Here is a 26,121-nt window from a genome sequence, read left to right as displayed (position 1 = left end):
TTTCCTCCTGCGTCCACGCCCCTGCCGCGGCATGGTCAGGGGCTGTGAGCCCATTACACGCTTGCCGGTCTGCACTGCCAAGGGCAGAAAGGCCCGGCGCGGAGGACCCCGGGGCCACCTTTCGGGCGTCCGCCAGGGGGCAGAAACAACAGCGGACGACGGCGGTATCCGCCGTCGTCCGCTGCCTGCGCCTGCCGCTGAACAGAGCCTAGTGGCCCATGCCCAGTCCGCCGTCGACCGGAATGACCGCCCCGGAAATGTAGGCGGCCTCGTCGCTGGCGATCCAGCGGACGACGTTGGCGACCTCGGAGGCCTCGGCGAAGCGCCCGGCGGGCACCTTGGTCAGGTAGTCCTTCTGCGTTGCCTCGGGCAGCTCGGCAGTCATGTCCGTGTTGATGAAGCCGGGCGCCACGACGTTCGCCGTGATGCCGCGGGCACCGAGTTCACGGGTCAGGGACCGGGCGATGCCCACGAGGCCGGCCTTGGAAGCCGAGTAGTTGATCTGTCCCGGCGCGCCGTACAGGCCGGACACGGAGGAGATCAGGACCACGCGGCCCTTGCGCGCCCGGATCATGCCCTTGGACGCACGCTTGATGACACGGAATGCGCCCGTCAGGTTGGTGTCGATCACTGACGTGAAATCGTCTTCACTCATGCGAAGCAGGAGCGTGTCCTTCGTGATGCCGGCGTTGGCGACGAGCACTTCAACGGGGCCGTGGGCGGCTTCGACTGCGGCGAATGCGGCGTCGACCGATGCCTCGTCCGTGACGTCCGCCTTGACGCCGAGGATGCCCTCGGGCAGCTTCGATTCGCTGCGGAACGTGACGGCCACTTTGTCGCCGTTGGCCAGGAACGACTCAGCGATGGCCAGGCCGATCCCCCGGTTTCCGCCGGTAATCAAAACGCTGCGGCCGGTGGTGGTGGTTTCAGACATGGGGGCTCCGGGATTCTGCGGCACGGACGGCCGCGCTGGGGGCGGGATTTTTCCTGCCTCCGATCTTAGCGTCCGGTTCGCGTCCGTTTGGGCGGCTACGCCGATGGTGAGAGAATCGAAGTAAGCCTTGGGAGCGTGATCTGACAGCCGTGACACTCAAAAACCGACCCGGTGCATCTGTGCCCGGGAGGCCGGACGCCGAGTCCGGCGGCACCGAGGTGCACAGCATCACGGACGCCGCTGCCGCGCATTCGGACGAGATGCGCCAGCGGATGATCAAGTACGCCGTCGCCATGGGGATCCGCATGGTCTGCCTGGTCCTCATTTTTGTCGTGGACGGCTGGTTCAAGCTCGTCCCGGTGCTCGGGGCGGTCTTCCTGCCCTGGATTGCCGTGGTGATCGCCAACGGCAGCGACAAAGCGGAAATCCACAGTGACTCCCTCCTGGACTATGTGCCGCTGACAGAACTGGACGCCCCGGCATCCTCCGGTCCCGGCCAGCCGTCCCCGCCTGCTGCGGATGACGCCGCGGTGACGCTGCTGCAGGGCGAACTGATCGATGACGAGAACGACGACGACACCCCCGGACGGGCAGCTTCATGAACCTCTTTGACCTGGCCGCGAACGGCGGCACTCCTGCCGCGGCCCCCGGCGCCGTCTGCTCGCGGAAAGCCTGCCGCGCCGCGGCAAACTGGCAACTGCTGTGGAACAACCCCAAGATCCACACCCCGGAGCGGCGCAAGATCTGGCTGGCCTGCGGCGAGCACCGCGCCTGGCTTGAGGACTACCTGCAGACCCGCGGACTGTGGAAAGAGACCCTGGCCCTCGCCGCGGACACGGCGCCGCTGGACCCGTCAGGCAGGGCAGGCTGAATGTACCGCTTCCTCTTCTCCAGCAAGTGGCTGGGGTACCTGTTGCTGGCCGCGATCTTCGCGGCCGCGTGCGTGGGCCTGGGCCGGTGGCAGATGGACCGTCGCGCCGAAACGCTGGCCGAAATCAACCGGGTCGTCTCCAACTATTCCGCCACACCAGTGCCCTTCGCCGCGGTCCGGGACCAGTTCAGCCGGTTGGACCCGGAACGCGAGTGGACCCAGGTGGAACTTAAGGGCAGCTATGACGCTGCCGGCCAGCGGATTGTCCGGAACCGGCCGCTCAACGGCCAGCCCGGCTACGAAGTAGTGGTCCCGTTCAAGCTCGATTCCGGCCAGACCGTGGTGGTTGACCGCGGCTGGCTGCCGATCGGCAACAACACCCCCGGCCGGCCCGACTCCGTCCCGGCCCCGCCCCAGGGCCCTGTGACGGTGGTGGCCCGCCTCAAGCCCGCCGAGCCGGCGCTTCAGCGCGGCGCCCCGGACGGGCAGCTGGCTTCGATCGACCTCGCCGACTACGCCACCCAGCTGGGCTACCCGCTGCTCACCGGCGCCTACGGCCAGCTCGCCTCAGAGTCGCCGGCCGTGCAGGAGATGCCGTTCCCGTTCCCCAAGCCGTCCACCGATGAAGGCACCCACCTCTCCTACTCCCTGCAGTGGTTCGCGTTCGGCGTGCTGATGTTCGTCGGGTTCGGCTACGCTGCCCGGCAGCAGGCCCGCAACGCCGCGATTGACGCGGAAGACGCCGAGGCGGAAGCAGCCGACGGCGGGTTCCTGCATTCCAGCGGCCCGGCCGTCCGGCGTCGTCCGGTTCCGCGGAAGCGGAAGAACCCGACGGCGGAGGAAGAGGAAGACGCCATCCTGGACGCGCAGGGGTTCTGAGCGTGGCCGCCCCCGTTCCCGGGCCGGTCGCCCGGGTCAGGCAGGCGCTGACGTCGCTGGGTGCCGCAGACACCATCACAGTGTTCGACGCGAAAGTCCCGACGGCGGCTGCGGCGGCCGCCGCCCTGGGCTGCGACGTCGCGGCGATCACCAACAGCCTGGTCTTCGACCTCGACGGCGCGCCGCTGCTGATCCTGGCCAGCGGCGCCTCCCGGGTCGACGTCGGGAAGGTCGCCGCGCAGCTGGGGACCGGAAAAATCCGCCGGGCCTCCCCCGAATTCGTGCTGGCATACACCGGACAGGAAGTCGGCGGGGTGGCACCCGTGGGGCACCCGGAGAAACTCCACACCCTGCTGGACGAGTCGCTGGCGGCCCACCCCGTCCTATGGGCCGGGGCCGGGGACCACAACTCGATGTTCTCCATCAGCTATGCGGAACTGCGGCGCATCACGGCCGCCGTGGAGATGCCCGTCCGGTAAACGCCGGGCCGGTGAGGCCTACGCCAGCGTGATGAGGTCCAGGTAGTCTTCGTTCCAGTGGTCTTCCACGCCGTCGGGCAGCAGCACGACGCGTTCGGGGTTGAGCGCCTCGACGGCGCCCTCGTCGTGGCTGACCAGCACGACGGCGCCGGTGTAGTTGCGCAGGGCGCCCAGGATTTCGGCGCGGCTGGCCGGGTCGAGGTTGTTGGTGGGCTCGTCCAGGAGCAGCACATTCGCGCTTGACGCCACGATGGTGGCCAGGGCCAGGCGGGTCTTTTCGCCGCCCGAGAGGACCCCGGCGGGCTTGTCGACGTCGTCGCCGGAGAACAGGAACGAGCCCAGGATGCCGCGGACCTCGGAGTCGTTCATGTCCGGCGCGGCCGAGCGCATGTTCTGCAGGACCGTGCGGTCGACGTCGAGCGTTTCGTGCTCCTGGGCGTAGTAGCCGACCTTCAGGCCGTGACCGGGGACGACCTCGCCCGTGTCCGGCTTGTCGACGCCGGCGAGCATGCGCAGCAGTGTAGTCTTGCCGGCGCCGTTGAGGCCCAGGATCACCACCTTGGAGCCCCGGTCGATCGCGAGGTCGACGTCGGTGAAGATTTCCAGCGAGCCGTAGGACTTGCTCAGGCCGTCCGCCGTCAGCGGGGTCTTGCCGCATGGTGACGGGTCCGGGAAGCGCAGGGCGGCCACGCGGTCGTTTTCACGGACCGCCTCGAGGCCGCCGAGGAGCCGCTCGGCGCGCTTGGACATGTTCTGCGCGGCCACGGCCTTGGTGGCCTTGGCCCGCATCTTGTTCGCCTGGTCCATCAGGACCTGGGCTTTCTTTTCGGCGTTGGCACGCTCCCGCTTGCGGGCCCGCTCGTCGGTTTCGCGCTGGACCAGGTACCGCTTCCAGTTCATGTTGTAGATGTCGATCTGCGCGCGGTTGGCGTCCAGCAGGAAGACCTTGTTGACGGTCGCCTCAAGCAGTTCGGTGTCGTGGCTGATCACGATCAGGCCGCCCTGGTGGTTCTTGAGGAACTCGCGGAGCCACGCGATGGAATCGGCGTCGAGGTGGTTGGTGGGCTCATCGAGGAGCATGGTCTCGGCGTCCGAGTAGAGGATCCGCGCCAGTTCCACACGGCGCCGCTGGCCGCCGGAGAGCGTCTTCAGCGGCTGGTTGAGCAGGCGGTCCGGCAGGGCGAGGTTGGAGCAGATCGCGGCTGCCTCGGCCTCGGCCGCGTAACCGCCGGCGGCGAGGAACTCGGATTCGAGCCGGTCATAGCGGGCCATCGCCTTCTTCTGGACGGCGGGGTCCTCACTGGCCATTTCCTCGTGCGCCGCGCGGAGCTTGCCGACGGCGATGTCCAGGCCGCGGACCGACAGGATGCGGTCGCGCGCCAGCTGCTCCATGTCCGGGGTGCGCGGGTCCTGCGGCAGGTAGCCGATCTCACCGCTGCGGGTCACCTTGCCGGCGGCGGGCAGGCCTTCTCCGGCGAGCACCCGGGTCAGCGTGGTCTTGCCTGCACCGTTCCGGCCGACCAGGCCGATCTTGTCTCCCTTGTCGATCCGGAAGCTCACCTGGTCCATGAGGAGGCGGGCGCCGGCGCGCAGTTCGAGATCCTGGACGGTAATCAATGCAGCTAAGGCCTTTCACAGCAGGGAATGACACGGCACAACAGGTGAAGTCTGGCGGGGCCGGGGCAGGGCGGTGCGAGAACACGCCTTTATCAGTCTACCGGCACCCTGCCATGCGGGCTGGCCATCACTCACTGACGGCTTCCTCGCTCCTCCGCAGTCTTCCCGACCGGTCGGGCAGCTGTCTGATGCGTCATGTCAGATAAGGATCTTGCAGTGTTCCTGCCTCGAAGCGTTCCTGAAAGTTCCCAAGAGCGAAGTCCCTGAGTTTGGTGTCGCTGACCAGCTCCGCAGCGGCGGCAACCTGAAGGGGCAGCGAGGCGCGATGAGTTCGCGCCCGGGAGCGCAAGTCCCTGTTGGCTATGTCTGCGACACGGGCAGAGCCGAATGAACCGATCAGGGGCGCGAGGTCGAGTGCCGGATCGCCGATGCAGGCGTTGTCGAGGTCTATCACCCCGGAAAGCTGATCTCCCCTCCACAGGATGTTGTGCGGGCCAAAGTCACCGTGGACCAGTGCTGTCTCAACGCCTGCCTCTGCTTCCAGCACGTTCGCGACGACCCTGCCGGCGGCCGTTCTGGTGGCCCTGTCCAACGGCTGAATGATCCGGTCGACGACGGCCGGCCATTGCTGCCCGCCGCACCATTGCCTCACCGGCCGGAGTTCACCGGCAGACGCGGCGGCCGCCCGAAAACCGTTCAGGAGCAGATCCAACGGCTCTCGGATTTCCTCCCAGCAGAGGCCGGTGCGGTGTTCGCCCGGGACGAAGCTGTTGGCCTGCGCGGACCAGGACGGCCCCGAAACCGGCCGGGATAACGCTACGGGGATGCGGACGGGAAGCGCCGCACCCTCCAATGCCTTCAGGTTCTGATACTCGCCCTTCGCCCGGGCAACGTGACCGGCGCCGCGTGAGAACCGTACGACGGCGGATGTCCCGAGAACCGCTACATTGTGAAAGGCCCCGTGTCCGAACGCCGCCCGGTCCCACGGCAAATGCGGCCAAGCCCTTATGACGGCCGGCCAGGCGGGGGACGTTTCAGGATCAAGGGTATTCACGAGCGTCAGTCTCTCAGACGCTGCACCCATTGGCGGCGGTCTCCAGCAACGGTGCCGCCGCTTAGTGGGGCACCTACAAAAAACCCGGGCTGTCGCGACCGTACAGTCGAAATTAAGCATTCGCTCTTCTCCGCACTTTCGACAGGAACATCATGACGCAGACCGAACGTCCTGCCAGCGCCAGGACCCCGCACCGCCGAAACCGCTGGAACGCCACCGACCTCGGCCTCATCGCGGTCTTCGCCGCCCTGGTGGCCGGCTCGGCGCTGATCGCCGCCATTCCCGTCGGCGGCCTTGGCGTCCCGATTACCCTGCAGACCCTGGCCGTCATGCTCACGGGGCTGGCCCTGGGACCGGGGCGGGCCTTCGCCGCCCTCGGGCTGTACCTGCTCCTGGGCTTGGCCGGCCTGCCGATCTTCAGCGGCGGGCGCAGCGGCCTGGGCGTCCTCGCCGGCCCGTCCGCCGGCTACATCATCGGGTTCCTGCTGGCCGCCACGGCGGTAGGCTGGCTGACCGTCGTCGTTCTCGCCCGCACCCGCTCGGGCAAGCTGCGCGCAGGGCTCCTGTTTGCCGCCGCCATGGCCAGCAGCATCGTCTTCATCCACGGCCTGGGCATCCTGGGCATGATGGTCAACGCCAAGCTGGACTTCTCCAAGGCATTCCTGGCCGACCTCGTGTTCTACCCCGGCGACATCATCAAGAACATCCTGGCCGTCAGCATCGCCCTGGCCCTGCACAAGGCCTTCCCGGACCTGCTGCTCCGCCGCACCCGGACGGCGGACGCCCGCCCGTGAGCAGCATCGTCCTGGACGCGGTTGCGGTGCGGGTGGCGGTTGACGGCCGCCCCGCACCCAAAACCCTGCTCCGGGAGCTCTCGCTGAACCTCACGGAACGGCGGATCGGCATCATCGGCTCCAACGGCTCGGGCAAGTCCACCCTGCTGCGGCTCCTGAACGGGCTTGTGGCACCCACCGACGGCACGGTCCACGTCGACGGCGCCGATACCGTCCGTGCCGTGCGGGAGGTCCGGCGCCGGGTCGGCTTCGTCTTCACGGACCCGCTGTCCCAGCTCGTGATGCCCACCGGGCGCGAGGACGTGGAGCTGTCCCTGCGCCGCTCGGTCCGCAACGGCGCCGAACGCCGGGCCCGGGCCGAAGCGGTCCTGGACCGGTTCGGGCTGTTGCCGCTCGCGGACCAGAGCATCTACGAACTGTCCGGCGGTGAACGCCAGCTCCTGGCGCTCGCCGCCGTCCTGGCCGTCAACCCGGACGTTCTGGTCCTGGACGAGCCGTCGACGCTGCTGGACCTGCGCAACCGGGAACTCCTGCGGCGTACCCTCGCCGGGCTGCAGCAGCAGGTCGTCCTGTCCACCCACGACCTCGAGCTTGCCCGGGACATGGACCGCGTCCTGGTGGTGGACTCCGGCCGTGTGGTGTTCGACGGCGGACCGGAAGCCGCCGTCGCGCATTACCGTGCGCTCAGCGCAGCGGGCCTGCCCGCCCCCGGTGCGCCGTCCGCCGTCGGGATCCCCGGCAGCAGGGTTCCCGGCGGCGACGGAACCGGCGCCGCGCCGGAGCGTCCGTGAGCGGCCACGGGTTTCTCCTGGCCGCCTACGTGCCGGGCGCGTCGTTGCTGCACCGGACCCCGCTGTGGCTGAAGTTCCTGCTGGTCCTCGGGTGCGGGATGGCGTCCTTCCTGATCGCCGACTGGGCAGTCGCTGCCGCGGTACTGGCGCTGCTGTGCGGGGTGTTCCTGCTCAGCGGGGCGGGGCCGGTCCGGCTGTTCCGTGCCGTGCGGCCGGTGCTGCCGGTGCTGCTGGCCATTGGTGTCTTCCAGTGGTGGCAGCTGGGGGCGCCCACGGCCGCGCGGATTGTGCTGAACGTCCTGATCTGCGTGGTGGCGGCGTCGATCCTGACCGCCACCACACCGGTGCAGGCGCTGCTGGACGGCGTCGCCGCCCTTGCGCGGCCGTTCCGGCGGTTCGGTGCGGACCCGGAACGGTTCGCCCTGACCATTGCCATCATGCTCCGCAGCATCCCGTTCGTTGCGGAGGCCTATGTCAATGTGCGTGACTCCGCCCGGGCCCGCGGCCTCGACCGTAATCCCCGGGCCTTGGTGCTGCCGGTGTTTATCACCACGGTTGCTTTCGCCCGGCAGACCGGTGAGGCCTTGGCCGCCCGCGGGCTGGGCGAGCCGGAGGACGGGTTCTCGCCGGAAGACCGATAGGGTCCCGCTGGCGCGTCGGGCTCAGGCGTACCTGAGGCTGAGGAGCATCGTCTTCAGCTGGGCGTACCGGCCGGTTTCCATCCAGGTTTTCGCGGCGGCCGGCGAAGGGAACGCCGGCGTGGGCGGCGTGTCGGTCAGGACGACGTAGGCGTTCATGATCCGGTCGGGCAGCTCGATCTGGTTGGACCCGGAACTGCCGTCAGGCGCCAGGAACTCGTGCGGGTTCCGGACGTCCATGATGTAGCTGTAGCCGCCGCCCACGATCTCGTCGACGGCGAAGCCGAACTGCGCGGTCTCGCCGGATTTGGTGGTGATCCCTGACACCGGGCTGTGATCCAGGACGGTCCGCGTGGCTGGCCCAGCAGCGCCGTCACCGTACTTGCCGCTGTACACCCGCGCCAGGACCGCTCCGGACTCGTCCTTGATGATCGCTGCGAACGAGATCTTCTGTTCGTCGGCGTTGTTCACCGGGCCGGGCTCAACCGTGACAGTCCAGCCGGCGAAGTAGTCGAAGGAAATGTGGCCGTCCGGGAAGGCGTAGGTCTCCATCGGTGCGGTCTGGCGGGTCCCTGAGTCCGGTGCCGCCGTCGTCGTTTCAGCCGCAGACGGTTCCGGTGTGCCGGTTGCCCTTGCAGTGACTGTCGCTGTGCTCGTTGCAGTTGGCAAGGTTTCCACGGTTGCGACTGTCGTCGCGGCCTGCGTGGCGGCCTGCGGATCGGCACAGGCCGCCGCGGCGAGCAGAATGCCCGTCAGAGTCGTGGCGGCCAGGAGCCGGGTGGTGCGTGTTTTCAAGTTATCCCCCAATTGAAGTGCGAGCCTGTTGAGCCCAACGAAGAGGCTGATCAGGGGCCCGTTCGTGCGTCAACTATGCGTCCAGTTCGACCGGTCCGTCCACAGGCTCGCCGGAATGCCCGGCCTCCACCGCCGGACATGCCCTCCCGTACCCGTGGCCATTGGACATACGCCCGAAATGTCCACGCCTCGCAGCCAACGATGCGCATGTCCCGTTGAGGAATGCCGTACAGCCAAAATATTCAGCCGCACCCCACTGGACATGCCCTCCCCTACCCCCAACCAGCGGACATGCAACCACTATGTCCAGCCCTGGCTCCCACGACTGGGCATGCCCGATCCTGGATCTGGGCTGGCCCGGCCCCGTGTTGACCTGAGCATGTCCCGTTCCGGGTTCTGGAACCGGGCATGGGCCGGCCCTGACTTGACCTGAGCATGTCCCGGCCCGGGCTCCAGGACTGAGCATGTTCCGCCGCGAGCAGGGGGCATGTCCTCTCTTGGCCGCGGCCACTGGACATAGGCCCAGTATGTCCACCGGGTGCGGCGAAGAATGAGCATGTCCCCCGGGGGGATGGGGCAGGCGTCAGGCGAGGCCCGTGTACCCGAGTAACGCGGCGGTGCCCATGCCGCCGGCGATGCTGATCATCGCCAGGGCGAGCCGGCCCGGCTCGGGGCTCCTGCGCGCCTGGGCCAGGAGCCGGGTCACGAGCACTGCACCCGATGCTCCGTAGGCGTGGCCCAACGCCAGGGCGCCGCCGTCGAGGTTTGCCCGGTCCGGATCGATGCCCAGGCGGTCGAAGCACGCCAGGGTTTGCCCGGCGAACGCCTCGTTGAATTCCACCAGGCCCACGTCCGCCGGGGCCAGCCCGTGCGCTGCGAGCAGCCGTTCGGCCGCCGCGGCCGCACCGATGCCCAGCAGGTTCGGATCCACCCCGGCGGTGTCCGTCCCGAGGACCAGCAGCCCGTCGCGCGCCCCCAGCTGCCGGGCCCGCTGCACCGAGGTGATGGTGACGGCGGCCGCGCCGTCCGCGTCGGCGCACGAGTTGCCGGCCGTGACCGTGCCGCCCGCCGCGAAAACGGGCGGGAACCGGGCCATGAGTGCTGCGCCGAGGCTCGGCCGCGGACCGTCGTCCGCCGCCACCATCCCGGAGGGGGAAGCGAGCGGCACCAGCTCGGCGTCGAACCGGCCGGCAGCGGCGGCGTCGACTGCCCGCCGGTGGCTGCGGAGCGCGAAGGCGTCCTGGCGTTCCCGGCTGATCCCGCAGCGGGCGGCGACGGTCTCGGCCGCCACCCCCATGTCGGGATCGCCGTGGCTGAGCGGGGCGAACTGCGCACGGTTGTAGAAGTCCGGGCTGCCGTCCGCGTTCCGGTGGGCACGGAGCGGGGCGGTGCTGATGCTCTCGACGCCGCCGGCAAGGTAGAGGCCCTGGCCGCCCGCGGCGACGAGTCGGGAGGCCAGCACGATTGCGTCCAGCCCGGAACCGCACTGCCGGTCCACGGTGACACCGGGAACCGTGACCGGAAGCCCGGCCTCCAGTGCGGCGAGCCGGGCAACGTTTCCGCCGCCGCCCACGGCGTTGCCGATGACGACGTCGGTCACGGACTCCGGCGCAAGGCCCGGGCCCGGGTGCCGGCCGGGACCGGTGAGCAGGCTGCGGAGCACCGGAGCCAGGAGTTCGTGGGCGCGCAGTGCCTTCAGGGCGCCGTTGGCGCGGCACAGAGGGGTCCGCCGGGCGGCAATGATCACCGGCTGCCTGTCGTCGGGCAGCAGTCCCGGGAACGCCGGTCCGGCCTGAGCGTGGGCCTCAGCCAAGGCGCCGGATCCTGGCGTCGCCGCGATCCACCCAGTCGAGCAGCAGCTGCCGGCTGATCTTGCCCCGGTCCGTCAGGGGCAGCTCAGTGAGAGCGAAGTACTCGAGGGGGCGTTTGTTGCGTGCCAGCATGTCCTCGATCCCGGCTTTCAGTTGCGTGGCCGTGACCGCGCCGTGCGAGGGGACCACGCCGGCCACCACGCGCTGGCCGCGCAGGTCATCGGCCATTCCGGCAGCCACGGCAGCGGCAACCCCCGGGACGGACGCGAGTGCCATTTCGACTTCGTGCGGGTACACGTTGGTGCCGGCGGTGACGATCATGTCCGAGCGGCGGCCGAGCATATGCAGGACCCCGCCGGCGACGTACCCCTGGTCCCCCACGGTGTACCAGTCGTCGAAGCACCGCAGGGCCTGGCCGTCGTCGCCCCAGAGGTAACCGTTGCTGACCATCCGGCTCCGAACGCAGATGTTGCCGTCGCGGCCCTCCGGGAGTTCGGCGCCGGCGTCGTCCAGGATGCGGATGTCGACGCCGGGAAACGGCTTCCCGATGCCGGTCCCGCCGGGGGCAACGGGCTCCCCCGGCCGCAGCCCGGCGCCCGAGACGAAGCTGAGCTCAGAGGCACCGTAGTACTCAAAGATGGTGGCGTTGGGCGCCCACCGGCGGGCCGCCTCCAGCGTCCGGGCGTCCAGCTTGGACCCGGCGCAGATAATGCTGCGGATGCCGGAGGCGTCCACTCCGCCGGCCAGGCCGCGCTCGCTGAGCAGCCGCAGCATGGTGGGCACCAGGACCAGCCGGGTGATCCCGTCATGGACCACGGCCGCATGGGCCGCGCCGACGTCGAACTGCGCAAGCGTGTGGAACTCCGCGCCGGCGTACAGGCATTCGGCCAGGGCGTAGAGGTTCAGGCTCGCGGCCAGGGGGCCGGGGGCGAGGGTCTTGTCTTCCCGGGTCAGGCCGAAGAATTCGATGGACGCGTCGAACGATTCCTGCCAGGACCGCCGCGACCGCGTGAATGCCTTGGGAACCGATGTGGTCCCGGAGGTCAGGCCGATCAGGAACGAGGTACCCCGCGGTCCATCAACCAGTCCATCGACAAGGCCGTCGACCAGGCCGTCCGCTTGTGAGTCCACCGGCCCGGGCCCGGCCGGTGCGGTACCGGCGATCCGGGCGGTGATGGCGTCCTGCAGCTGCCGCGGCCAGGCGGGGTCCAGCACCGCGCACTGGCGCTCCCCGGCGACCGCCGCCGCGAACGCAACGGCGAACCCGGTCGAATTCTGCTCAGACAGGACCGTGACGGCCGGCGCCGCCGGAACCAGGGCCGCCGCCCTGTCGCGGAGGCCGGACCAGCTGAGGTGCGTTCCGGCGACGACGACGGCGGTGTCGTCGGGACGGTCAGCGGCCCAGCGCTGGAGTCTGTCGAGGAAAGGCATCGGACCAACTTTACCGTTGCCGGCCTCCCGCGCCGCCTGCGCGGGATATTGTGACTCCATGAGCTTCAATGACAACGCCCCGCTGGATCCGTCCCAGGTCCAGGACCGCCGCGGCATGGGCCGCGGCCCCATGATCGGCGGCGGGATTGGCGGCGGCATCATCCTGCTGCTCGCCGCCCTGTTCGGCATCAACCCGCAGCTTCTCGAGGGGCTGGCCGGCAGCACCCAGGCCCCCCAGTCGCAGAGCCAGGGCACGGCCCCCGCCTGCCAGACCGGGGCCGACGCCGACGCCCGGCTCGACTGCCGGATCACCGGAACGGTCAACAGCCTGAACGCTTTCTGGCCGGCCTACCTGGCGCAGTACAACAGGAAGTACCCGCGGCCGGACGCCGTGATCTTCACCGGCGGAACGAACACCGGCTGCGGCGCCGCGACGTCCGAGGTGGGGCCGTTCTACTGCCCCGTCGACACGACGGCGTACTTCGACCCCGGTTTCTTCCAGGAGCTCGTGGACCGGTTCGGCTCATCCGGCGGCCCGCTGGCCCAGGAATACGTTGTCGCGCATGAGTTCGGCCACCACGTCCAGAACCTGCTGGGCACCCTGGACCGGGCCCAGCAGGATCCCCAGGGCCCGGCTTCCGGAGGTGTCCGCGTGGAGCTCCAGGCCGACTGCTACGCGGGTCTGTGGGCGCACTACGCCACGACGCAGCCGGACCCCAAGACCGGCCAGCCGTACCTCGAGGCGCTTACGGACAAGGACCTCCAGGACGCCCTCTCTGCCGCCTCTGCCGTGGGCGACGACCGCATCCAGAAGGCCGCAACCGGTCGCGTCTCCCCCGAGGCCTGGACCCACGGCTCCAGTGCCCAGCGGCAGAAATGGTTCTACCGGGGTTACACATCCGGTGACATCAACCAGTGCGACACGTTCGCGGTGGCCACGCCTTAGCGGCCCGCAGCGGGTTCCTGGCCTGGTCACCACCGTCGCGGCGTCGGGGCCGGGACCTCGACGTAGGTCAGGAATCCGGCATGGCCCAGGTGCCGGTGCTTTGGATGCCAGACGGGCCGGTAGTGGTGGCCAAACGGGTCGGTGACGCGGACGCCGTCGAGCCGTTCATGGTTGGCCAGGAGACGGTCGACGTCGGCCAGTGCGTTGCGCCGGGTCGCCAGCCCGTCAAGGTCCAGGCCCCACAGCCCCAGATCGGCCCCTGTGCCGCGCTCCAGCTGGAGTGTTTCGAACAGTCCGGCCACCAGATCCGCGCGTCCGGCAGCCTCGGTGCGCTGCAGCCGGTGCCTGTCGGGGTGCACCTCCCGGGCGTCGGCCAGGGCCTGGCGCAGCCAGTGGAATTCCACGGTGCCCAACGGCGGTCCCAGGCGCAGGTGGCGGTTCTCGTCCAACTCGAGCCGGTACGTCCTGGCGTCCCGGTCAATGATGCACGGGGCTTCGCCGACGTATTCGAAGTCGGCCAGGAGCGCTTCCGTGGACGTGTAGTAGGAGAACTCGCCGCTGTCCTCGACCACGACGAAGTCACCGGCGGCGCCGTCCGGTCCCGGTACCGGCGGTGGCATGGCATCCATCCCGGGTTGCCTCCTCTACGCACTGGACTGATTCCGCACTGCACTTGGTTCCGCACCGCCCCGCAACTGCAGGGCCGCCGTGAACTGCTGTCTTTATCAGACCACCGACGTGGCAATAAGGGAACGGGAAACGACGCCGGCCCCGCCTCAGTGAGGCGGGGCCGGCGTCGTTCACCTCCCGGGCGGTGCTGCCGGTACGGTGCGGGGCTCTAGATGTTGAAGCCGAGGGCGCGCATCTGGTCGCGTCCGTCTTCGGTGATCCGTTCCGGACCCCACGGCGGCATCCAGACCCAGTTGAGCCGCCAGTCGTCCACAATCCCGTCCAGGGCCTTGCCGACCTGCTCCTCGATGACGTCGGTGAGCGGGCAGGCGGCCGTGGTGAGGGTCATGTCGATCAGCAGGGCGCCGTCGTCGTCTGAGTACTTCAGACCGTAGAGCAGGCCAAGGTCAACGATGTTGACGCCGAGTTCCGGGTCGATCACATCCTTGAGTGCCTCTTCGACATCTTCGAGGCCCGCGCGGGCCACATGGATTTCGGTCATGGCGGAGTCCTAACTAGGCCTGGGCTGCAGCGTCTGCGGCAGCGTAAGCGGCGGCTCCGGCGCCCTGGACGTAGCGGTCGTAGCCTTCTTCCTCAAGGCGGTCGGCGAGTTCGGGGCCGCCTTCTTCGACAACCTTGCCGTCCACGAACACATGCACGAATTCCGGCTTGATGTAGCGCAGGATGCGGGTGTAGTGGGTGATGAGCAGGGTGCCCATGTTGCCTTCGGCGTGGGCGCGGTTGACGCCTTCGGAGACAACTTTGAGGGCGTCGACGTCCAGGCCGGAGTCGGTTTCGTCCAGAATCGCGAACTTCGGCTTGAACAGCTCGAGCTGGAGGATCTCGACGCGCTTCTTTTCGCCGCCGGAGAAGCCCTCGTTGACGTTGCGCTGGGTGAAGTCCGCGTCGATGCGCAGCTGCGCCATGGCGGCCTTGACGTCCTTGGTCCAGTGCCGCAGGGAGGGGGCTTCGCCGTCGATCGCGGTCTTGGCGGTGCGCAGGAAGTTGGTCATGCTGACGCCCGGAACCTCCACCGGGTACTGCATGGCCAGGAAGAGGCCGGCGCGGGCACGCTCGTCGACGCTCATCGCGAGGACGTCTTCACCGTCGAGGGTGATGGAACCGGACGTGACGTTGTAGCGCGGGTGGCCGGCGATAGTGGACGCCAGGGTGGACTTGCCCGACCCGTTGGGGCCCATGATGGCGTGGGTCTGGCCGGTCTTGATGGTCAGGCTGACGCCCTTCAGGATTTCCTTGGTGCCCTGCTCCGTCTCAATGCTGACGTGCAGGTCCTTGATCTCAAGAGTAGACATATGTCTTGTTCTCCTCTGCACCGTGCCCTCCGGCACGGTGCGGTTCTTGTCGATAAGTTGCTTAGCGGGTAGCCGGCTGTGGCAGCTAGCTGAAGTTCGGGGCTTCCGCGCCGTTCAGGACGGTGGTGACGTCTACGTAGACCTCGTCGCCCTGGATGGTGACGGCAAAGACGGGCACCGGATCGTAGGCCGGCAGCTGGAGCGGTTCGCCGCTGCGCAGGTCGAACTGGGAGCCGTGGCCCCAGCATTCGATCAGGCAGCCTTCGACCTCGCCTTCGGCGAGGGAGATGTCCGCGTGCGAGCAGGTGTCCCCGATCGCGTGGATCTCCCCCATCGAGTCCTTGACCACGGCGACCGGGTAGTCGTCGATCAGGATCCGCAGCGCCTGCTTGACCTGGATCTCGCTGGCGTTGCAGACGAGCTCGCCCTTGGGCTGTTCAGTCATCTGGTGTCCTGTTTATCTGGCGGTGCCGGCTAGTGGTTGGTTGCCGCGAGTTCGCGTTCGACGGCGGCCGTGAGGCGTTCCTCGATGGCCGGCACCCTGATCTGCTGGATGATCTCGTTCAGGAAGCCGCGGACCACGAGGCGGCGGGCCACGTCTTCCGGAATGCCGCGGGCCATCAGGTAGAACAGGTGCTCGTCGTCGAAGCGGCCGGTGGCGCTGGCGTGGCCGGCGCCGGCGATCAGGCCGGTCTCGATCTCAAGGTTCGGCACGGAGTCGGCGCGGGCGCCGTCGGTCAGGACCAGGTTGCGGTTGGCCTCGTAGGTGTCGGTGCCTTCGGCTTCCTTGCGGATCAGGACGTCGCCCACCCACACGGTGTGCGCGTTGCGGCCCTGCAGGGCGCCCTTGTACAGGACGTTCGACTTGCAGTTGGGCACGCCGTGATCAACGAACAGGCGCTGCTCCAGGTGCTGGCCGGCGTCGGCGAAGTAGAGCCCGAGCAGTTCCGCTTCGGCGCCCGGGGCGGCGAAGCGGGCCGACGGCGTGACGCGCACGAGGTCGCCGCCGAGGCTGACGACGATGTGCTTGAATTTCGCGTCGCGGCCGATCTTCGCCTGCTGGGAGGAGGCGTGCACGGTGTCGTCGTTCCATTCCTGGAGCGAGATGACGGTCAGGTCCGCGCCGTCCCCGACGACGATCTCGACGTTTTCGGACACGACGGCCGTGCCCTGGTGGTCCAGGACAACGACAGCCTTGGCGAACTTCTCGGCCACGATGACAACGTGCTGCGCGGACGCCTCGGTGCCCTGACCGGTCAGCACGGCGCTGATCTCGGACTCGGCCTGGACCTCGGCCGGAACCGTGATGACGGTGGCTTCGGTGAAGTTTTCCCAGGCGTTGGCGGACACCCGGTCCTCCGGGATGCCGGCGGAGCCGATCCGGGCGTCGTCGCGGCCGACCCTCTCGACCCGGACGCTGTCCGGGGCGGTGACGGCGACGGACGGGGCCGCGCCGTTGAGGACGGCGGTGTGCAGGCCGCGGAGGCGCTTGAGCGGGGTGAAGCGCCAGTCCTCTTCCATGCCGGTGAGCGGCTTGAAGTCGGCCAGCTTGTAGGAGGTCAGGCGACCGGCGCGTGAGCTGTCCGGGATGCCGACGCCGCCGCCGTGCGAGTGCGCCTTGACGGCCTCGCCGGCCAGCGGGGACTTGGACTCCGCAGCGTTCAGCGGGGACAGGCTTTCGCCTTCCTCGGTGAAGCCGTCGATGAACGGCTGGGATGAGGGCGCGCCGATGCGGGCCTTTTCAGTAGTGATGTCAGTCATTAACCGACCGATCCTTCCATCTGCAGTTCAATCAGGCGGTTCAGCTCGAGGGCGTATTCCATCGGCAGTTCACGGGCGATCGGCTCGATGAAGCCGCGGACGATCATCGCCATGGCCTCGTCCTCACGCATGCCGCGGGACATCAGGTAGAACAGCTGCTCTTCGCTGACGCGCGAGACTGTCGCCTCGTGGCCCATCACGACGTCGTCCTCGCGGATGTCGATGTACGGGTAGGTGTCCGAACGGCTGATGGTGTCCACCAGCAGCGCGTCGCAGCGGACCGTGTTGGCCGAGTGCTTGGCGCCTTCGCGGACCTGGACCAGGCCGCGGTAGGCGGCGCGGCCGCCGCCCCGGGCCACCGACTTGGAGATGATCGAGCTCTTCGTGTTCGGCGCGATGTGGACCATCTTGGAGCCGGTGTCCTGGTGCTGGCCTTCGCCGGCGAACGCGATGGACAGGGTCTCGCCCTTGGCGCCTTCACCGACGAGGTAGACGGCCGGGTACTTCATGGTCACTTTGGAGCCGATGTTGCCGTCGATCCATTCCATGGTGGCGCCCTCTTCGCAGATGGCGCGCTTGGTGACCAGGTTGTAGACGTTGTTGGACCAGTTCTGGATGGTCGTGTAGCGGACGCGGGCGCCCTTCTTGACCACGATTTCGACGACAGCGGAGTGCAGCGAGTCCGAGGTGTAGATCGGCGCGGTGCAACCTTCGATGTAGTGGACGTAGGAGTCCTCGTCGGCGATGATCAGGGTGCGCTCGAACTGGCCCATGTTTTCCGTGTTGATGCGGAAGTATGCCTGCAGCGGAATGTCCACGTGGACGCCCTTGGGGACGTACACGAAGGAGCCGCCGGACCAGACGGCCGTGTTGAGGGACGCGAATTTGTTGTCGCCGACCGGGATGATCGTCCCGAAGTACTCCTGGAAGATCTCCGGGTGCTCGCGCAGGGCGGTATCTGTGTCCAGGAAGATGACGCCCTGGGCTTCGAGGTCCTCGCGGATCTGGTGGTAGACGACCTCGGATTCGTACTGGGCGGCGACACCGGAGACGAGGCGGCTGCGCTCGGCTTCCGGAATGCCCAGCTTCTCGTAGGTGTTCCGGATGTCCTCGGGCAGATCCTCCCAGGTGGCGGCCTGCTTCTCGGTGGAACGCACGAAGTACTTGATGTTGTCGAAGTCGATGCCGGACAGGTCCGCGCCCCAGGTGGGCATGGGCTTGCGGTCGAAGTACTTCAGGCCCTTGAGGCGGAGGTCCAGCATCCATTCCGGCTCGCTCTTCTTGGCCGAAATGTCCCGGACAACTTCCTCGTCGATGCCGCGGCGGGCGTTGGCGCCGACGTCGGTCTTGTCGGCCCAGCCGTACTCATAGGTGCCGATTCCGTGGAGCTCGGGATTCTTCTCGAGAATCTCCGAAATCACAGTAGAGTCAGCAACCTTCTTCTCTGATAGTTGGTCCGTCATCACGGCCTTTCTTGCAGATGGTTGGATACTTCGTCCGGGTTGCCCGGGGCTGCGGGACTGGACGCCCCGGCGGCCGGACGGCCCGTAGGTATGTGGGTGGTGCAGACGTGCCCGCCGCGTGCCAGGGTGGACAGCCGGCGCACGTCGACGCCGACCAGGCGGGAGAACACTTCGGTCTCCACATCGCAGAACACGGGGAACTGGGCCGCCAGGTGCTGGATGGGGCAGTGCCCCTGGCAGAGCTGCACGCTGGAGAGGGCCGCCGGGAGCGGTGCTTTGGCTTCAATCGACTGCGCTGAGGCGACGAATCCGTCGCGGCTCAGCGCTTCGGAGAGGGCCTGGGCGCGGGCCGTGATGTCCGGCCCGGCCTGTTCGATTTCGGGCGCGTAGCGGCGTTCCATGTCGGCGAACCGCTCGACGGCGAACTGCCGCACTGCCCCGGGCCCGGCCGCCTCGCCCAGGCGGCGCAGGGCAACGGTGGCGATGTCGAGATAGTCGTTGCCGAGAGTGGACTGGCCCTGGGAGCTGAGCACGTACCGGCGGGCGGGCCGTCCGGCGCCGGCACCGGCGCGGGCAACCCGCTTGACCTCGATCACGCCGCTGCGCGAGAGGTGGTCCAGGTGGCGGCGGACGGCGGCGGGGGTGAAGCCCAGGAGGTCGCCGAGTTCGGCCGCGCTGATGGGCCCGTGCTCCAGGACGGCGTTCAGGACACGGTCGCGGGTGCGCTCTTCGGCATCGTGGGAGTGGCTGTGGGTGTGGCTCCCGCCGACGGCAGGAGCAGCCGCGGGCACGTCCGGAACGACTGCCACGTGCGGGCGGCCGGCGCCGTCGCGCGCGGAGCCGCGCGAGGGCAGGGCCTCAGATGCGGGGGAACTCACGGAATACACAACACAATCATGTCGTAATTTACTCCGGCATTCCAGTAAGGCATGGCTTGCCTCCGCACCCGGCAAGCAGCGGCAGGCAGACATGCGCGCCGGGAAACAGCCGTACTACATCCCGTAGAATGTTCTGGTGCGATCTCCCGAATCCCCCGTCCTGACTATCGACGGGCTCGTCAAGGATGTTGGTCCACTGCCCACCCTGGACGGCAAGATGCTGCGCGTGGTCAGCGGCCTGTCCCTCATGGCCGAACGCGGCCAGGTCACGGCCCTCCTGGGGGCCAACGGTGCCGGCAAAACAACCACCATCGAATGCGCCCAGGGGCTGCAGCGGCGGACCGCCGGCACCGTCAGCCTCCTCGGCGAGGATCCGGACGCGGCCGGGGCAGGCCTGCGTGCACGGGTCGGGGTCATGCTCCAGGATGGCGGACTGCCGCCGTCTGCCCGTCCCATCCCGCTGCTCCGGCATATTGCAGGCATGTACCAGAACCCGTGGCCGGTGGACGAACTCATCGCCCGGCTGGGCATCGACTCGTTCAGCCGGACCTCGGTGCGACGCCTGTCCGGCGGACAGAAACAGCGGCTCGCGCTGGCCGCGGCGCTGGTCGGCAACCCCGAAGTCCTGTTCCTCGACGAACCAAGCGCCGGCCTGGACCCGCAGTCCCGCCAGGTGGTCTTCGATCTCATCGCCGAGCTGCGCAACAGCGGCATGGGCATTGTCTTGACCACGCACCTGATGGACGACGCCCAGCGACTGGCCGACTACGTCTACATCATCGACGCCGGCCGGAACGTCGCCGAAGGCACCGTCGCGCAGCTCCTGCGCCACGAGCTTCCCGACGCCGGACAGCACATCCGCACGCTACTGTTCGAGGCCGAACCCGGACTGGACTTCACCGGCGTGCTGCCCGCCGGCGTCGACGTCACCGAGGCGCGGGCCGGCAGCTATGCCGTAACCGGCGCCCTGACCCCCGCCGATCTCGCCGCAATCACGGCCTGGTGGGCTGCGCGCGGCATCATGCCCGGCTCGCTGAGCCTGCAGGCACGCAGCCTCGAGGACGTCTTCCTGGACATCTCCGGAAGGGAGATCCGATGAATCGCGTATCCGGCGGCGCCCCGCTGGGCAGTGCCCCCACGGGCAGCGAGCACCGCACGGCCCGTGGCGGCGCACCCGCCCCGCTGCTGCGCCGGATCCTGCTGCAGGGACAGTACGAAACCATCACCATGCTGCGCAACGGTGAGCAGCTGATCCTGGCGATCGTGCTGCCGCTGCTGGCCATGATCGGGCTGACCGTAACCCCGCTGCTGGATGGTGTCGGGTCGAGCCGCATCAACGTGGCCGTCCCCGGCATCCTGGCCCTGTGCGCCATGTCCACCGCCTTCACCGGCCAGGGCATCGCCACCGGGTTCGACCGCCGCTACGGCGTCCTGCGCTTCCTCTCCACCACTCCCCTCGGCCGCACGGGCCTGATCGCCGGAAAGATCCTGGCTGTCCTGGCCGTCCTGGCGGTGCAGGTGCTGATCGTCACCGCGGTGGCGCTGGTCCTGGGCTGGCAGCCCGACCCTGCCGGCTGGCTGTCCGGCCTGGCGATCCTGGTCCTCGGGGCCGCCGCCTTCACGGCGCTGGGGCTGCTGGTCGCCGGGACCGTCCGGCCCGAGGCCACCCTGGCCATCACCAACCTGCTCTGGATCCTGCTCGGCGCCCTCGGCGGGATCGTGATCCCGGCCGAGCGGCTGCCCGCCCTGGCCCAGGCCGTGGTGCACTTCCTCCCCTCCGGCGCGCTGGGCCAGGCGCTGAGGGATGCTTTCCTGTACGGCAGCGTCAACGCGGCCGGCGTCTTTGTCCTGCTGCTCTGGACGGCGATCGCCGGCGGCGCGGCAATCCGTTGGTTCAAATGGAATTGAGAAAACTGTGAGCACGGCGTCACGCACACCCCGGATCGTGTCCGGATTCACCTCCCGGCTGCCCGTCAAGGTCGACAAGACGATCCGGCGGCTGGCCGTGCTGTCCCTCGTCGGGCAGATCGTCCTGGTGGTCACCGGCGGCGCCGTGCGCCTGACGGCCTCGGGCCTCGGCTGCCCCACCTGGCCGCGCTGCACGGACGAGTCCCTGGTGACCACGCCGGAAATGGGCTTCCACGGGATCATCGAATTCGGCAACCGGCTCCTGACGTTCGCACTGGCCGCCGTCGCCGTCATGATGCTGGTCTACCTGTGGAACCTCCGCAAGGAACGCCGTGACCTCTTCCTGTTGGCCCTGGGCCTGCTCGCCAGCATCCCGGCACAGGCCGTGATCGGCGGGATCACGGTGCTGACCGGGCTCAACCCCTGGGTGGTGGGCCTGCACTTCCTGGTCTCCATGGCCCTGGTGGTCCTGGCAACCCTGCTGGTCAACCGCGCCTACGGCCGCACCGGCAAGGCCCGGACCGTGCAACTGCCGGCCCTGCCGGGTGTCGCCCGTCCGGTGATGACCGCCGTCGCGCTCTTCTCCGCCCTGGCCGTCTGCCTGGGCGTCGTGGTCACCGGTGCCGGGCCGCACGCCGGCGACGCCAACGCCCCGCGCAATGACCTCGACTGGGACCTGTTCGCGCACATCCACGCGGTACCGGCCTACCTGGTGACCGCCGGCACGCTGTTCGGTGTGTTCCTCGTGCTTCGCGGGCGGATCCCCGGGCCGTTCCGCTCCGCGGTGTTCATGCTCCTGGGCGTCACGGTGCTGCAGGCCGTCATCGGCTTCGCGCAGTACTACAACGGCATCCCGGCGCTGCTGGTGGGTGCCCACATGCTGGCGGCCGCCCTACTGATGTGCGCGGCCACCAACGCCGCAGACCTGGCGCGTTACAGTCCGACCGGCCAGCCGTAGCCACATAGCTCCGCCCGCAAGCAACGCGGGGTCATTTGTGGTCCGTCCGGGCGTCCCGGATGGGCCACAAATGACCCCGCGTTGCTTCATTTATGGGGCTGGATCCCGCCGCGCTCTGGCCCCGGCGGGATTCCCCGGGGCACTATGGGATGGCATGCATTTGGATCGTTGCGGTCGTGAGCATGGGTTCGTTCACTCCTGTGACGCTTACCGGAAGGCCTTCTCACATGGATGCCCTTGAACCGTCCGCGCCGCCCACCCCGTCTGCCCTTCACCGCGCCGCGAGCCTCAAGGAACGCGTCTACATAATCTTCACGAGCCTGGCCGTCGTCCTGGCGCTTCGGAGCCACGCGGACGAGACCACACCGGCCGCCGCGGCGGCCACCCTCAGCATCGTGGTGATCGGTTCGCTCCTGGGCATCTTCGTTGCCGACCTCCTCAGCCACCTGACCGTCCATTCCACGCTGCCCACCGGCGCAGAACTCCGCCGCATGATGGCGGTCAGTGCCGAGGGCCTCGGCGTCCTCGTGACGCCGCTGATCCTCCTCGCCGCCGCCGGCCTGGGGCTGCTGTCCACGGCCACGGCGCTGGGGTGGGCGATCGCCGTCCTCGTTGTCTCGCTCGGCGTCGTGGGCTTCCTGGCGATCCGGAACCTCCCGATCCCGCTGCACCACAAAGCCGCCATCATGTTCGCCGAAGTGGTCCTGAGCCTCCTGGTGATCGGCCTGGAACTGCTCGCCCACAACCTCTGACAGGCGCGGCCTCCGGGCCCGGAGCCCGGAGTCAGGTTTCACTCAGCCTCTTCGGGGATAATAGGAAGCAGGCGTACTTACGCCGCCAGCACATTCACACGAAGAGGAACGGCCCGGTTTTGCCTTAGTTCAGCGGAGATCAAGACCGGCCGGACAGAGGCCCCGGAGGTTATGTGGCGTTACTAGCGGGTGAAACGGCCGCGACGGCCGCCCAGGAAACTTCAGACCGGACAACCACCTACCCGACAACCACAGTTGCGAAGAACACCGGCCCCCAAGCCGCAGGTCCGCGGAGCGTTGCGCGCCCGCGGCTGGACGGCCTGGACGTGCTGCGCGGCGCTGCCGTGGGGGCCGTCCTGCTGGGACATTCCTGGCCGGGCGTCTTCCAGGGTGCCGGAATCATCGGCGTCATTGCCTTCTTCGTGCTGAGCGGCTACCTGATCACCAACGTGCTGCTCCGGGATATCGAACAGCACCGAAGGATCCGTTACGGCCGTTTCTACGCACACCGGGCGTTCCGTCTGGTGCCTGCGCTGGTTTCCTTCCTGGGCGTCTATGCCATCGTCGAGCTATCCACGGACGTCCTCGGGGACCGTTCGAAGGGAATCGTCGGCTACACTGTCCTCGCCGGCCTCGCCTACCTCAAGGACCTGCCGCTGCCGTTCGACGTCAGCATGGCGATCGGACCGCTCTGGACGCTGGCGGTGGAGGAACAGTTCTACCTGATCTGGCCGGCCCTGCTCGTGCTTGCCCTCCGGCGCAACCGGCAGGGGCGGCTGATTGGCTGGTCAGCTGCCGTCGCGGTATTCCTCATGGCGGTCAGCGTGCTGGCCATGCTGGTCTTCGCCCCGCAGTTGCACTCGCTGGTCTACGCGCTGCCGACGACCTGGGGCCTGGGCCTGATTATCGGATCGGCGCTGCGCCTGTACCGGATCCATGTCTTCGGCTGGCTCGCCGGCCGGTACGTGCGGCTGGTGGCCTTGCTCGGATCAGCCGCCGTCCTGGCCGCACTCGCTTTCTTCCCGAAAGCCAACGAGACGCCGGCCTTCTTCTTCGCCGGCGGCCCGCTGGCCATGGCCGCCGCGGCCGTCCTGGTGGCGCTGGCGGCCTCCCGCACCCGCCCGATGCCCGCGTGGACGCGGCCGCTCCAGCTGCTGGGCACCATTTCCTACGCCGCCTACCTGTGGAACTACGTCGTCATTCTTTGGCTGAACGGAGGCTCGACGGCGGATCTGCCGCCGCTCGTGGCGGTGTCCGCCATTGCGGCGACGCTGCTTATTGCGGTCATCAGTTGGCACACGGTTGAAAGGCTGGGACGCATCGCACGGATCCGCTTCGATGCCTACTATGCGCGCCGGCGGGCCACAAGCCCGTAACCACGGGCCAGGACGGCAGCAGACGGCAGACGCCCCTTCACCCATGGGTGAGGGGGCGTCTGCCGTCTGCCTGTGCTGTTGTACCCGGGGCGTTTAGCCGGCCATAACGGCCGACCCGACGAACGGGTCCACCGCGAGGGCAATGAAGAGCAGGGTCAGGTAGCTGATGGAACCGTGGAAGACCTTCATGGCGCCCTTGTTGGACACATCCCCCGCCTGGGCGCGGTTGTAGAGGGCGTGCGACTCGTAGAGGAACCAGGCACCGGCCGCGACGGCCGTCACCGTGTAGACCCAGCCCGCGCCGCCGGCGGGGATCATCAGCAGCGAGCAGGCCACCATGGCCCACGCGTAGAGAACAACCTGCACGGAGACCACCTTGGCGCCGGCAATGGCGCCAAGCATCGGCACGTTGGCGTTGCGGTAGTCCTCGCCGTACCGCATGGACAGCGGCCAGTAGTGCGGCGGGGTCCAGAGGAAGATCACCATGAAGAGCACGACGGCGGGCCACTCCACAGTGTTGGTGACGGCGGCCCAGGCGATCAGCACGGGGAAGCACCCCGCGGCACCGCCCCACACAATGTTCTGGGCCGTGCGCCGCTTGAGGATCATGGTGTAGATCACCACGTAGAAGACGATGGCGCCCAGGCCCAGCCACGCGGAGAGCGGGTTGGCTCCAAACCAGAGGATGGCGATCGCGGCAGCGCCGAGCAGCCAGGAGAAGACGAGGGCTTCGCGGGGGGTCACCTCGCCCGTGACCAGCGGCCGGTTCTCCGTGCGGTGCATGAGCTTGTCGATGTCACGGTCGATGTAGCAGTTAAACGCCCCTGCGGAACCGGCAGCGAATGCACCGCCCACCAGCGTCGCCATGATCAGTGCGACAGAGGGGAATCCACGTTCGGCATAGATCATGGTGGGCAGGGTGCTGACGAGCAGGAGCTCGATGACGCGCGGCTTCGTGAGCGCCAGGTAGGCCTTGGCTTTGCGGCCGAAGCCCATTCTTCCCGAAGCCCGGGACGCGTTCAGCGGCGTATTTGTTGTGCTCACAGTGGCAGTCACTCTGTTCTGTCTGGCTTGGCAGTTCTGTCTGGCGGGGCAGCCCGGGGTGGATGTCGCAACGCTTTTCAAGCTTCGGATCGGGCGCCGCGCACAGCGCGCGCCCGCGTCCCCGCCCCAGCCGGAGGCCACCACCCATCATACCGTGACGCCGCCCGCGCCCGGGCCGCCCGGCGCCCCTCATGATTCCGGCGCGTTAACGCCGGCTCACAGCCGCAATTGGCGGCGGTGATTCATATAAGCGAAATCAGGTCCAATTGGTGAGATATACGCTGACCACCCAGTGGAATGGGACTAGGCTGTCAGTAGATCAGCGCACACGAGCCGCGCATGTAGGCAATTGCCGACCAGGCCGCTCTGCACCTGCGTCTGAATGATAGATCAACGTTTCGATGGTGAACGGCTGGTACGAACCGCAGCGGGCACCGAACTGTGCCCGAGGCAGGACCGAGCGTACCGGCGGCCGTCAGCACAGAGAGGGGCTCGGTTTTCGTGCCACATTTGGAAGAGCAAGAACTGTCATGGACCGATCTGGACCGGAAGGCTGTTGACACGGTCCGGGTGCTGGCTGCTGACGCGGTGGAGAAGGTCGGTAACGGGCACCCGGGGACGGCGATGAGCCTGGCCCCGGCGGCGTACCTTCTCTTCCAGAAGCTGATGCGGCACGATCCGAAGAACCCGGACTGGCTGGGCCGGGACCGGTTCATCCTGTCTCCGGGCCACACGTCCCTGACCCTGTACATCCAGTTGTTCCTGGCCGGGTACGGCCTGGAGTTGGAGGACCTGGAGGCTTTGCGGACCTGGGGGTCGCTGACCCCGGGGCACCCGGAGTACAAGCACACGGCCGGGGTGGAGATCACCACCGGCCCGCTGGGCCAGGGCCTGGCCTCGGCGGTCGGGTTCGCGTATTCCCAGCGCCGGATGCGGGGCCTGTTCGACGCCGACGCCCC

At 68.3% G+C, this 26,121-nt stretch carries 27 protein-coding genes and 1 pseudogene; 14 read left to right on the top strand and 14 right to left on the bottom strand.

What is annotated here, in order from left to right; translation table 11 throughout:
• Nucleotides 1–208 precede the first annotated feature (208 nt).
• Nucleotides 209–934, bottom strand: coding sequence for a 3-oxoacyl-ACP reductase FabG (fabG, locus tag CFN17_RS16870; protein WP_208748874.1), 726 nt, complete (start codon nt 932–934; stop codon nt 209–211).
• 149 nt (nt 935–1,083) lie between these two features.
• On the opposite strand from fabG, the gene CFN17_RS16865 reads away from it, so the two are divergent.
• From CFN17_RS16865 to CFN17_RS16850, 4 genes are read left to right on the top strand one after another with little or no spacing between them, the layout of a single operon-like run.
• Nucleotides 1,084–1,536, top strand: coding sequence for a DUF3099 domain-containing protein (locus CFN17_RS16865; RefSeq protein ID WP_208748873.1), 453 nt, complete (start codon nt 1,084–1,086; stop codon nt 1,534–1,536).
• Nucleotides 1,533–1,805, top strand: a complete 273-nt coding sequence (locus tag CFN17_RS16860; RefSeq protein ID WP_208748872.1) for a hypothetical protein — start codon at nt 1,533–1,535, stop codon at nt 1,803–1,805. Before CFN17_RS16865 ends, CFN17_RS16860 begins: the two co-directional genes overlap by 4 nt.
• The gene (locus tag CFN17_RS16855) at nt 1,806–2,684 is read left to right on the top strand and encodes an SURF1 family protein (RefSeq protein ID WP_208748871.1); all 879 of its coding nucleotides are present in this window, start codon (nt 1,806–1,808) and stop codon (nt 2,682–2,684) included. It abuts the gene before it with no gap.
• Between the two features lie 2 nt (nt 2,685–2,686).
• Complete coding sequence (locus tag CFN17_RS16850) at nt 2,687–3,163, top strand: YbaK/EbsC family protein (RefSeq protein ID WP_208748870.1); 477 nt, start codon at nt 2,687–2,689, stop codon at nt 3,161–3,163.
• Nucleotides 3,164–3,181: 18 nt separating this feature from the next.
• On the opposite strand, the gene CFN17_RS16845 is transcribed toward CFN17_RS16850, so the two are convergent.
• Together CFN17_RS16845 and CFN17_RS16840 are read right to left on the bottom strand one after the other, a co-directional pair.
• The gene (locus tag CFN17_RS16845; RefSeq protein WP_208748869.1) at nt 3,182–4,780 is read right to left on the bottom strand and encodes an ABC-F family ATP-binding cassette domain-containing protein; all 1,599 of its coding nucleotides are present in this window, start codon (nt 4,778–4,780) and stop codon (nt 3,182–3,184) included.
• A gap of 193 nt (nt 4,781–4,973) precedes the next feature.
• Nucleotides 4,974–5,834, bottom strand: coding sequence for an aminoglycoside phosphotransferase family protein (locus CFN17_RS16840; RefSeq protein WP_208748868.1), 861 nt, complete (start codon nt 5,832–5,834; stop codon nt 4,974–4,976).
• 152 nt (nt 5,835–5,986) lie between these two features.
• Between CFN17_RS16840 and CFN17_RS16835 the strand changes: the two genes are divergently transcribed.
• The 3 genes from CFN17_RS16835 to CFN17_RS16825 are packed head-to-tail and all read left to right on the top strand — an operon-like array spanning nt 5,987 to nt 8,060.
• The gene (locus tag CFN17_RS16835) at nt 5,987–6,628 is read left to right on the top strand and encodes a biotin transporter BioY (RefSeq protein WP_208748867.1); all 642 of its coding nucleotides are present in this window, start codon (nt 5,987–5,989) and stop codon (nt 6,626–6,628) included.
• Nucleotides 6,625–7,419 (top strand): energy-coupling factor ABC transporter ATP-binding protein, encoded by a 795-nt coding sequence (locus tag CFN17_RS16830; RefSeq protein WP_208748866.1) that lies wholly within the window; start codon nt 6,625–6,627, stop codon nt 7,417–7,419. Before CFN17_RS16835 ends, CFN17_RS16830 begins: the two co-directional genes overlap by 4 nt.
• The gene (locus CFN17_RS16825; protein ID WP_208748865.1) at nt 7,416–8,060 is read left to right on the top strand and encodes an energy-coupling factor transporter transmembrane protein EcfT; all 645 of its coding nucleotides are present in this window, start codon (nt 7,416–7,418) and stop codon (nt 8,058–8,060) included. The genes CFN17_RS16830 and CFN17_RS16825 overlap by 4 nt, the downstream gene beginning before the upstream one ends.
• Before the next feature lie 21 nt (nt 8,061–8,081).
• Here CFN17_RS16825 and CFN17_RS16820 read toward each other — a convergent pair whose 3' ends face one another.
• The 3 genes from CFN17_RS16820 to CFN17_RS16810 form a co-directional block, all read right to left on the bottom strand.
• The gene (locus tag CFN17_RS16820; protein ID WP_208748864.1) at nt 8,082–8,852 is read right to left on the bottom strand and encodes a hypothetical protein; all 771 of its coding nucleotides are present in this window, start codon (nt 8,850–8,852) and stop codon (nt 8,082–8,084) included.
• A 583-nt stretch (nt 8,853–9,435) separates the two neighbouring features.
• Entirely contained in the window at nt 9,436–10,665 is a 1,230-nt protein-coding gene (locus CFN17_RS16815; RefSeq protein WP_261792246.1) for a thiolase family protein, read from the bottom strand.
• Nucleotides 10,658–12,094 (bottom strand): AMP-binding protein, encoded by a 1,437-nt coding sequence (locus tag CFN17_RS16810; protein WP_208748863.1) that lies wholly within the window; start codon nt 12,092–12,094, stop codon nt 10,658–10,660. Before CFN17_RS16810 ends, CFN17_RS16815 begins: the two co-directional genes overlap by 8 nt.
• A 58-nt stretch (nt 12,095–12,152) precedes the next feature.
• Between CFN17_RS16810 and CFN17_RS16805 the strand changes: the two genes are divergently transcribed.
• The gene (locus tag CFN17_RS16805; RefSeq protein ID WP_208748862.1) at nt 12,153–13,040 is read left to right on the top strand and encodes a neutral zinc metallopeptidase; all 888 of its coding nucleotides are present in this window, start codon (nt 12,153–12,155) and stop codon (nt 13,038–13,040) included.
• A gap of 26 nt (nt 13,041–13,066) precedes the next feature.
• Here the strand turns inward: CFN17_RS16805 and CFN17_RS16800 are convergent, their stop codons facing one another.
• The 7 genes from CFN17_RS16800 to CFN17_RS16770 form a co-directional block, all read right to left on the bottom strand.
• Nucleotides 13,067–13,669, bottom strand: coding sequence for a hypothetical protein (locus tag CFN17_RS16800; RefSeq protein ID WP_208748861.1), 603 nt, complete (start codon nt 13,667–13,669; stop codon nt 13,067–13,069).
• 209 nt (nt 13,670–13,878) lie between these two features.
• Nucleotides 13,879–14,211, bottom strand: a complete 333-nt coding sequence (locus tag CFN17_RS16795; protein WP_208748860.1) for a metal-sulfur cluster assembly factor — start codon at nt 14,209–14,211, stop codon at nt 13,879–13,881.
• Nucleotides 14,212–14,224: 13 nt separating this feature from the next.
• Entirely contained in the window at nt 14,225–15,022 is a 798-nt protein-coding gene (gene sufC / locus CFN17_RS16790; protein ID WP_208748859.1) for a Fe-S cluster assembly ATPase SufC, read from the bottom strand.
• A gap of 85 nt (nt 15,023–15,107) precedes the next feature.
• Nucleotides 15,108–15,467 (bottom strand): non-heme iron oxygenase ferredoxin subunit, encoded by a 360-nt coding sequence (locus CFN17_RS16785; protein ID WP_208748858.1) that lies wholly within the window; start codon nt 15,465–15,467, stop codon nt 15,108–15,110.
• Between the two features lie 29 nt (nt 15,468–15,496).
• Nucleotides 15,497–16,783 carry a Fe-S cluster assembly protein SufD gene (sufD, locus tag CFN17_RS16780; protein ID WP_208748857.1) on the bottom strand — a complete coding sequence of 429 codons (1,287 nt, stop codon included), beginning with the start codon at nt 16,781–16,783 and terminating at the stop codon, nt 15,497–15,499.
• Nucleotides 16,783–18,246 carry a Fe-S cluster assembly protein SufB gene (sufB, locus tag CFN17_RS16775; RefSeq protein WP_208748856.1) on the bottom strand — a complete coding sequence of 488 codons (1,464 nt, stop codon included), beginning with the start codon at nt 18,244–18,246 and terminating at the stop codon, nt 16,783–16,785. The genes sufD and sufB overlap by 1 nt, the downstream gene beginning before the upstream one ends.
• Complete coding sequence (locus tag CFN17_RS16770) at nt 18,246–19,037, bottom strand: metalloregulator ArsR/SmtB family transcription factor (protein WP_208751552.1); 792 nt, start codon at nt 19,035–19,037, stop codon at nt 18,246–18,248. The genes sufB and CFN17_RS16770 overlap by 1 nt, the downstream gene beginning before the upstream one ends.
• Before the next feature lie 223 nt (nt 19,038–19,260).
• On the opposite strand from CFN17_RS16770, the gene CFN17_RS16765 reads away from it, so the two are divergent.
• From CFN17_RS16765 to CFN17_RS16745, 5 genes are all read left to right on the top strand, one after another.
• Entirely contained in the window at nt 19,261–20,223 is a 963-nt protein-coding gene (locus CFN17_RS16765) for an ABC transporter ATP-binding protein (protein WP_208748855.1), read from the top strand.
• Nucleotides 20,220–21,032 carry an ABC transporter permease gene (locus CFN17_RS16760; protein WP_208748854.1) on the top strand — a complete coding sequence of 271 codons (813 nt, stop codon included), beginning with the start codon at nt 20,220–20,222 and terminating at the stop codon, nt 21,030–21,032. The genes CFN17_RS16765 and CFN17_RS16760 overlap by 4 nt, the downstream gene beginning before the upstream one ends.
• A gap of 7 nt (nt 21,033–21,039) precedes the next feature.
• Nucleotides 21,040–21,990 carry a heme A synthase gene (locus tag CFN17_RS16755; RefSeq protein ID WP_208748853.1) on the top strand — a complete coding sequence of 317 codons (951 nt, stop codon included), beginning with the start codon at nt 21,040–21,042 and terminating at the stop codon, nt 21,988–21,990.
• A gap of 227 nt (nt 21,991–22,217) precedes the next feature.
• The gene (locus CFN17_RS16750; protein ID WP_208748852.1) at nt 22,218–22,742 is read left to right on the top strand and encodes a hypothetical protein; all 525 of its coding nucleotides are present in this window, start codon (nt 22,218–22,220) and stop codon (nt 22,740–22,742) included.
• A 173-nt stretch (nt 22,743–22,915) separates the two neighbouring features.
• The gene (locus CFN17_RS16745; protein ID WP_261792245.1) at nt 22,916–24,118 is read left to right on the top strand and encodes an acyltransferase; all 1,203 of its coding nucleotides are present in this window, start codon (nt 22,916–22,918) and stop codon (nt 24,116–24,118) included.
• A gap of 93 nt (nt 24,119–24,211) precedes the next feature.
• On the opposite strand, the gene CFN17_RS16740 is transcribed toward CFN17_RS16745, so the two are convergent.
• Nucleotides 24,212–25,174 (bottom strand): heme o synthase, encoded by a 963-nt coding sequence (locus CFN17_RS16740; RefSeq protein ID WP_208748851.1) that lies wholly within the window; start codon nt 25,172–25,174, stop codon nt 24,212–24,214.
• A 498-nt stretch (nt 25,175–25,672) separates the two neighbouring features.
• On the opposite strand from CFN17_RS16740, the pseudogene CFN17_RS16735 reads away from it, so the two are divergent.
• Nucleotides 25,673–26,121, top strand: a pseudogene (locus CFN17_RS16735) (transketolase); the annotation flags it as partial.

Origin of the sequence: Arthrobacter sp. PM3 (genome assembly GCF_003352915.1) — a bacterium.
Lineage (GTDB): Bacteria > Actinomycetota > Actinomycetes > Actinomycetales > Micrococcaceae > Arthrobacter.
Note: the sequence above shows the minus strand (reverse complement) of the source record. Positions and strands in the feature narration are given on the sequence as shown.